This window comes from Pseudochrobactrum sp. AO18b (genome assembly GCF_000409565.1).
GTDB classification, from domain to species: domain Bacteria; phylum Pseudomonadota; class Alphaproteobacteria; order Rhizobiales; family Rhizobiaceae; genus Pseudochrobactrum; species Pseudochrobactrum saccharolyticum.
The window spans coordinates 1-7,291 of record NZ_ANNO01000126.1 but is presented as its reverse complement, the minus strand read 5'-3'; the positions used below and the strand labels follow the sequence as shown (position 1 = coordinate 7,291).

The following is a 7,291-nucleotide window of genomic DNA, read 5'->3' as shown; positions in this document are numbered from 1 at the left end:
TGGGGAGCAGGGCGGGCACTGCATGTGCAGGCCGACAGTGAGTAAATAAAAAAGCCCCTCGAAAGAGGGGCTTTTTGCTGAGGTGCTGACCTCAGATAAACTGGCCGAGACCCGGAATAGAATTCACAACATCATCAACGGTCTGCGCACCGGCTTTTTCTTTTGCGAAAGCAATGGTTTCTTTCGCCACGCCGGTGATTTCACCCATGCCGAGGCCTGCGCCCATCAGCTTGGAACCAAGACCCATAACGCCGCCCATCATATTGGAGAGGAAGCCGCCTTTATCTGCCGAGGCAATCAGTTCCTGTGCGCCCGGAATACCGGCGATCAGCGCGCCGACTTTATCCTGCGGGCCTTCTTTTTCGAGAAAGGCAAGGATCAGGCCGACAGCTTTTTCTGCTGTGGCGCTATCAACACCAACATTATTGGTAATACGTGAAATCAGCTCTTCCATGATAGTCTCCCAAAAAATTGACGTTTACGTAATAAGCACTCTGTCGTGATGAAATCAAGCCTGCTCTGATGCCGGTGTATCATAAAATGCAATGAACAGGCGGGAAATAACCGGTGAACAGGCCGTAGAATATTGTTCTGATGTTACAGGACGATTATAGATTATAATGATTTGTGCCGTGGCTCAGATTATTCGGCGTGAGAATGAACGGATGAGGAGTATGTCTATGCCTGCTGAAGGAAGCATTTTTCTGGGTGCCAGCCGTAAACCGGATAATAGTTACCAGCAACCGGAAGAACTGGCGCTGAAATATGCCAACCGACACGGGCTTGTGACCGGCGCTACCGGTACGGGTAAAACTGTGAGTCTTCAGGTTATGGCTGAGGCTTTTTCCGCAGCCGGTGTGCCGGTTTTCTGCGCGGATATTAAAGGTGATTTGTCCGGTATTGCCGCTATCGGCGAGAAGAATGATTTCTCGGTAAAACGTGCCGAGGAGATTCACCTTGATCCTTATGAAATGCATGCCACGCCGGTTATCTTCTGGGACATTTTCGGCGAGCAGGGGCATCCGATCCGCGCTACGATTTCCGAAATGGGGCCATTGCTGCTTGCACGTCTGATGAACCTGACGGATGCGCAGGAAGGCGTGCTGAATATTGCTTTCCGTGTGGCGGATGAAGAGGGGCTTCTGCTCCTTGATATGAAAGATTTGCAGTCGCTGCTGACCCATGTGGCCGAGCGCGCGCCTGAACTTTCCATCCAATATGGCAATATCAACAAGGCATCGGTCGGTGCAATTCAGCGCTCGCTGCTGGTGCTGGAGCAACAGGGCGGTACGTTCTTTTTCGGTGAACCTGCGCTGAGTATTTCTGATCTGATGCGTACAACAACAGACGGGCGCGGCCTTGTCAGTGTGTTGGCCGCTGACAAGCTGATGATGAATCCGCGGCTGTACTCCACATTTTTGCTCTGGCTGATGTCGGAGCTGTTTGAGCAATTGCCGGAGGTTGGAGATCCGGAAAAGCCGCGTCTGGTGTTCTTCTTTGATGAAGCGCATTTGCTGTTTGATGAGGCGCCAAAGGCTCTGCTGGATCGTATTCAGCAGGTTGTGCGCCTGATCCGCTCCAAGGGCGTGGGTGTTTATTTCGTGACGCAGAATCCGCTGGACGTGCCGGAAGTGGTGCTGGCGCAGCTCGGTAATCGTGTGCAACATGCGCTGCGTGCCTATACGCCGCGCGAGACAGCAGCGGTTAAAACGGCTGCGGATACATTCCGTCCAAATCCGGATTTCGATACATTCAAAGCGATTACATTACTGTCTACGGGTGAGACGCTGGTCTCAACCTTGCAGGCAAAAGGCATTCCTTCGATGGTGCAGCGCACTTTGATGCGTCCGCCTGCATCGCGGATCGGGCCTTTGACAGCGGATGAGCGGGCGAAGCTGATTGCGACCAGTCCGGTATCCGGTCAGTATGACCGCGCTATTGATCGTGAATCTGCCTTTGAAATTCTGCAGAAGCGGGCGCAGGAAAAAGTCGCTACAGTCGAGCAGCAACAGGCGGAGCAGGATAGCGGCAGCTGGACAGATTATCTGTCATCCACATTGGGCGGCGGCAAACGCGGCAGTCGTCAGACCGTTGCGGAAACCGCAGTGAAAAGCGTGGTGCGGACTGTGAGCAATTCGCTCGGCCGTGCCATTGTTCGCGGTATTCTGGGCGGTTTCAAGCGCTGATTGATCTATAAGAAAAAGGCGGGCTGCTGTGCAACCCGCCTTTTTAATTGATATCAATTACATAACCAGAATTGGTGTTTTATTCGGTACGCGGTCATAGAGGTCGATCACGTCCTGATTGACCATGCGGACACAGCCGGACGAAACGGCTTTACCGATCGACCACCATTCCGGATTGCCGTGGATACGATAAAGCGTATCAACACCGTCCTTAAAGATATACAGAGCGCGTGCGCCAAGCGGATTGGTCAGTCCCGGTGCCATACCGCCATTGCGGGCGCTGTATTTTTCCAGTTCCGGCTGACGGCCGATCATATCATCCGGCGGTGTCCAGCGCGGCCATTTGCGCTTCCACTGAATAAGAGCGCGGCCTGACCATGAAAAGCCTGCGCGGCCGATACCCACGCCGTAGCGCAGTGCCTGACCATCCTGCACGACAACCACGGTACCCGGCATTTCGCCGGTCGGGTCCTGAACGAGCTGGCGGTAATATTTCGGATCAATTTTCTGAAATGGTACAGCAGGAATCGAATAGCCTTCATCTTCAACCGCCGCATACATGCTGGCATAAGGGCCGGTTGCGCCGCCATTATTGATCGGTGGGGCGACCGGAGCCGGACCGCCGGTCATGTCGATCACCGGAATATTACGGCTGATCTGCGTACAGCCTGCCAGTCCGGCAGCGGCTGTGACCGACAGCGCCGACATGAAAGAGCGGCGGGAGAAAGAATTTTCCATATTTAAACCAGTCTTTTCAGAACGTTTTTAAATTATGAGTGTGTGTCTGATACATGCAGCGCGTAAGCCCGCGTAAACAATATATTCAGACACGACCCGACAGAGCCGTTCAATCAGCACCGCAAGGGCGAGGGATGGAACGGTATAATGGCCTGACGGCCGGAAAGATGGATCTGCCGAGAATTACGCTGTTGAAAATATGATTAGGATTCCGGCAGAACATCCCTGCATAAAGCTGGTCAAAAATTGCCACAATATGGCTAAGAACTTATGAATTTTTAAGATTACACGGATGCTTATATATCTGTTGCTGTCTTGCAACAGGAAGCGTTATGTTATTACTGCACAGTTTAGGGTTTATACAGTGTACTGACATTCAATGATGGTCGCTTAAGCCATTGTCGCTCTTATGAAAACCGGTTGTGATGTAATTGTTTGGTTTTATTGCAGCTTTGACAGGGCGCTTACCCATAGTCTCATGTGATAATAATTTAAAATTTCCGTGATTTTTCGCAGAACTGTCGTTCTCTGCATTGCCCGCGTGCCTGTGTCGGCCTATGTAATACAGGCATGAAGAATTTGGGTGGCGGAAACTTGAAGCCGCCCACACCAAGAGGAGAAACACCATGGCTTTTGAATTGCCTGCTCTGCCTTATGACTATGATGCGCTTACCCCTTATATGTCCCGTGAAACCCTTGAGTTTCACCATGACAAGCATCATCAGGCCTATGTAACCAACGGCAATAAGCTGCTTGAAGGTTCGGGTCTCGAAGGAAAGAGCCTTGAAGACGTAGTTAAAGAAAGCTACGGCAAAAATCAGGCACTCTTCAACAATGCCGGCCAGCATTACAACCATATCCACTTCTGGAAATGGATGAAGAAAAACGGCGGCGGCAACAAGCTGCCTGCTAAGCTGGAAGCTGCAATCAAATCCGATCTCGGCGGTTACGACAAGTTCCGTGAAGATTTCATCGCGGCTGGTGCCGGTCAGTTCGGTTCGGGCTGGGCATGGCTGTCGGTTAAAGACGGCAAGCTGGAAATTTCCAAAACACCAAACGGCGAAAACCCGCTGGTACACGGCGCGACACCAATTCTCGGCGTCGACGTATGGGAACATTCCTACTATATCGACTACCGCAATGCGCGTCCGAAATATCTGGAAGCTTTCGTCGACAGCATGATCAACTGGGATTATGTGCTTGAGCTTTACGAAAAAGCTTAATAATTCGGCCTGATGAAAAGCCTCCTTCGGGAGGCTTTTTTATTGTTACAAAAAATTAATCTGATGAACTGACGTTTTTATAGATATTCTAAATCGCATTACTATAATCATTCTAAATTGAGTATTGTGCTTGCAATATTCAAAGAAACTCATATTCGCGATTAAAGGACGCTGTTCATGCAAAAATCTTTGGCAATCTTCTCTGCTTTATTCATGCTGACAAGTGCGGCTTCAGCGTCACCGGTGACTGACCGTCAGGCGCTGATGAAAGATGTCGGCCGCTCAATGGGCGTGCTGGGACCAATTATGAAAGGCGAAAAGCCGTTTGAAGCAGAAGCAGTACAGGCTGCGCTTGAGCAGCTGAAAGCAGATGCCATCAAGATGGATGCAGAAAAGCTGTTCCCTAAGGGTTCAGAAAGCGGGGATACTGCTGCTGCACCTAAAATCTGGGAAGATGAAGCCGGTTTTAAAGTTGAAATTGAAAAATTCCGTACAGCGACTGCAGCCGCTGCGGATGCCAAGCCGCAGGATGTTGATGCACTGCGTGTTAGCATGAAAGATGTTGGCGCAAGCTGCGGCACATGCCATCAGGCTTACCGCATCAAGAAATAACAGGCTTAGCCTGAAGCACATCCCGAAAATTGTTTCGGGATGTGCGTTCATTTAAAGCGATCAATATTTTCAGTCTGAAATCATATTGGAAATATTACAAGCGCTGCGCAGATTATTCCTTGCGCTTTAACAGGGTAAGAATTTGATATGAAACGTAAATTGATATCCGCAGCTTTGCTTTGTGCTGTAACCGGTGCCGGTGTTTTCTGGTTTCTGACGCAGCCTGTGCATGTTGACCGCGCCGCGCTGGACAAGCTGGCGGCAGGGGATATCAAAAACGGCGAACAGATTTTCTATGCAGGCGGCTGCGCCTCATGCCATGCGGCTCCGGGAGCAACAGGCGATGCCAAGCTGGTTCTGTCCGGCGGGCATGAGCTGAAAACCGATTTCGGGACCTTCATAGCTCCCAATATTTCACCGTCTGCTGCCGGTATCAAAGACTGGACATTGGCCGAATTTGCCGATGCCATGCTGGAAGGTACGGGGCGCAACGGAGAGCACCTTTATCCGTCTTTTCCTTATACATCCTATACTCGCATGAAATTGCAGGATATGGCGGATCTTTATGCCTTCATGAAAACCCTGCCGGCTTCTGATGAAGCATCGAAACCGCATGAGCTTGGCTTTCCGTTCAATATGCGCCGCGGGCTTGGCCTCTGGAAAATGCTTTATCTGAATGATGCGCCTGCCGTTCAGCTGAATAATCCTGATGCGCAGCTGCAGCGCGGGCAATATCTTGTAGAAGCCATGGGGCATTGCGGCGAATGCCATACGCCGCGTAACGCATTTGGTGGTTCTGATACAGCGCAATGGTTGGCTGGTGCGGTTTCGGCAGAAACGGACAGTCAGGGAAAGCGCGGCATCGTGCCGAATATCACAGGCGGTGAGGGCGGTATTTCCGGCTGGAGTGCTGGTGACATTGCCTATGGTCTGGAAAGCGGATTTACACCGGATTTTGACTCGATGGGCGGGGCAATGACCGATGTGATCGCCAATACTTCAAAGCTTCAGGCTTCTGACCGCGAGGCAATCGCCGCTTATCTCAAAGCCATTCCTGCCCATAAAGATGGTTATGTTTCTCAATAGGTTAACCGTGTTTCTGCCTCACGGCTTTGTCATTATTTAAACTGGTTATTGTCCATTAGCATGATCGTGCCGGTCGGCATATTTCTGTCGGACAGAATGGAATTGCCGCATCCGGAAGAGTGTGAAGCCTGTCTGTTCGCCTGAACAGCGCATCGTTTCTGGAGGATGCAGGATGCAAAATGATAAAAGCCGGCAGAAAAGCACTGCCTGTCGCACAGTCTATGTAACCGAACTCACCGATGGTATTCTTGACCCTGAGCGTGCCATGCTCGGGCCTGTGGCTGATGGTGGTACGATTATCGCCAATACTGCACCCGGTTGCTGGGGGCCGATGATTACCCCCGCCATTCGCGGCGGTCATGAGGTCACGCGGCCGGTCGCTGTTGAGGGCGCTGAAATCGGTGATGCGATTGCCATTCGCATCCGCTCCATTGTTGTAACATCTGCTGCTACGGCTTCCGGTTCGGACAGTGTGGTGACAGGCCGTAATAATGGTGATCCGTTCTGTGCTGCTGTCTGCGCGGAATGCGGTACGGAATGGCCTACCACCCATATTGAAGGTATCGGCCAGAGCGCTATCCGTTGTGACAAATGCGGAGCCGATGCCACGCCGTTTAAGATTGAAAACGGTTATACAATTGTCTTTGATGACGAGCGCAGCATTGGTGTTACCGTTGGAAAAGCCAGAGCCGAAGCCATGGCGCCGGATGCCGCAAAGATTATGGCACTGCCGGATACCTCCATTCAAAATCCGGTTATGACTTTTGCTCCCGCTGATCTGGTCGGTGTGGCCACACGTCTGCGGCCTTTCCTCGGGCAATTGGGTACAACACCTTCAAAAGCGATGCCGGATTCCCATAATGCCGGTGATTTCGGTTCGTTCCTGCTTAATGCGCCGCATAAATATGCACTGACGCCGGATGAGCTGGCGCGTAACAAAACCGACGGCCATCTTGATGTAAATTCTGTACGACAAGGGGCGATACTGATTTGTCCGGTGAAAGTGCCGGGCGGCGGTGTCTATCTGGGCGATATGCATGCATTGCAGGGGGACGGTGAAATTGCCGGTCATACCTGCGATGTTGCAGGCGTGGTTACGCTCGAAGTGCATGTTATCAAAGGGCTGGCGATTGACGGGCCGCTGCTGTTTCCTGTGGCTGAAGATGTGCCTTATCTGGCGCGTCCTTTAAATGCCATTGAGCGCCAGCGTGCTGAGGCACTTGGCAAGGCCAATGGCGTTTCAGCAATTGAGCGCGATGCACCGGTTACCGTAATCGGTAGCGGGGCTACGCTGAATGAAGCGACTGAGAACGGCCTGAAACGTGCGGCGGATCTTTTTGATGTTACGGTTCCTGAAATTATGAACCGTGCAACAATGCTTGGTGCGATCGAAATCGGCCGTCATCCGGGGATTGTCCGCGTTACCTTCCGGATGCCGCTGAAAAA

7 protein-coding genes are annotated in these 7,291 nt (G+C 51.6%); 5 read left to right on the top strand and 2 right to left on the bottom strand.

Annotated elements, in window-relative coordinates:
* Nucleotides 1-91 precede the first annotated feature (91 nt).
* Nucleotides 92-454 carry a hypothetical protein gene (locus tag A918_RS0105305; RefSeq protein ID WP_022710049.1) on the bottom strand — a complete coding sequence of 121 codons (363 nt, stop codon included), beginning with the start codon at nt 452-454 and terminating at the stop codon, nt 92-94.
* Between the two features lie 166 nt (nt 455-620).
* Between A918_RS0105305 and A918_RS0105300 the strand changes: the two genes are divergently transcribed.
* Nucleotides 621-2,186 (top strand): helicase HerA-like C-terminal domain-containing protein, encoded by a 1,566-nt coding sequence (locus A918_RS0105300; RefSeq protein ID WP_371257502.1) that lies wholly within the window; start codon nt 621-623, stop codon nt 2,184-2,186.
* A 57-nt stretch (nt 2,187-2,243) separates the two neighbouring features.
* Here A918_RS0105300 and A918_RS0105295 read toward each other — a convergent pair whose 3' ends face one another.
* Nucleotides 2,244-2,924 carry a L,D-transpeptidase gene (locus tag A918_RS0105295; protein ID WP_022710047.1) on the bottom strand — a complete coding sequence of 227 codons (681 nt, stop codon included), beginning with the start codon at nt 2,922-2,924 and terminating at the stop codon, nt 2,244-2,246.
* 626 nt (nt 2,925-3,550) lie between these two features.
* On the opposite strand from A918_RS0105295, the gene A918_RS0105290 reads away from it, so the two are divergent.
* The 4 genes from A918_RS0105290 to A918_RS19515 all read left to right on the top strand — a co-directional run.
* Nucleotides 3,551-4,147 (top strand): superoxide dismutase, encoded by a 597-nt coding sequence (locus A918_RS0105290; RefSeq protein WP_022710046.1) that lies wholly within the window; start codon nt 3,551-3,553, stop codon nt 4,145-4,147.
* 177 nt (nt 4,148-4,324) lie between these two features.
* A complete protein-coding gene (locus tag A918_RS0105285) occupies nt 4,325-4,759 on the top strand; it encodes a cytochrome c (RefSeq protein ID WP_022710045.1) in 435 nt (144 codons plus the stop codon).
* A 147-nt stretch (nt 4,760-4,906) separates the two neighbouring features.
* Nucleotides 4,907-5,845, top strand: a complete 939-nt coding sequence (locus A918_RS0105280) for a cytochrome c (RefSeq protein WP_022710044.1) — start codon at nt 4,907-4,909, stop codon at nt 5,843-5,845.
* Nucleotides 5,846-6,017: 172 nt separating this feature from the next.
* A partial coding sequence (locus tag A918_RS19515; RefSeq protein ID WP_022710043.1) for an acetamidase/formamidase family protein occupies nt 6,018-7,291 on the top strand: 1,274 nt, incomplete at its 3' end.